The organism is Actinokineospora fastidiosa (genome assembly GCF_014648415.1).
Taxonomy (GTDB): Bacteria; Actinomycetota; Actinomycetes; order Mycobacteriales; family Pseudonocardiaceae; genus Actinokineospora; species Actinokineospora fastidiosa.
In genome coordinates this window covers 1-516 of sequence record NZ_BMRB01000028.1, presented here as the reverse complement: position 1 = coordinate 516, position 516 = coordinate 1, and the positions used below count along the sequence as shown (strand labels likewise).

At 49.8% G+C, this 516-nt stretch carries 1 protein-coding gene; it reads right to left on the bottom strand.

Annotated features, from left to right (window positions below):
• Window positions 1-59: 59 nt before the first annotated feature.
• Window positions 60-299, bottom strand: a complete 240-nt coding sequence (locus IEY98_RS33570; RefSeq protein WP_189214508.1) for a hypothetical protein — start codon at window positions 297-299, stop codon at window positions 60-62.
• Window positions 300-516: the final 217 nt, after the last annotated feature.

Sequence of the window (516 nt, the reverse complement as noted above, 5' to 3'; positions counted from 1 at the left end):
GCCACCCTTCACCTTTCAAAGTCGATCTTCCAATAATCACCTTTAGCGCCTGACAGGTCTCAGCTCTTACCCCCTCGATTTGCCCAGCTCCTTTTACCAACTTTTTTTTCCGAGACAAGATGCAATTCTTCACCGTCATCGCTGCCCTCGTCGCCTTCACTGGTGTCTTCGCTGTCCCAGCCCCCACTCAAACCGAGCAGGCAACCCTTGAACCTCGCCAGTTTGGTGGTTTCGGCGGCTTTGGACCCGCAAACGTAGTCGCCGGAGCGGCTGACATTGCCACACTCGGTGTTTTCCACAACGCGCTTGGCGGTGGATTCGGCGGTGGATTCGGCGGTGGATTCTTCTAAGACTTGTCATCTCGATCCCTGACAAACCTGGAATACCGTTGACGATGAAGTTTCTCTTTCTCATTTTTTGTTCTCCTTGTAACTGCTGGGCATTATTATCTTTAAGCTGAGACCTTATGAGTAGCTTGCTACTGCGCAAATTATAGTGATTATTTTTACCACAAAA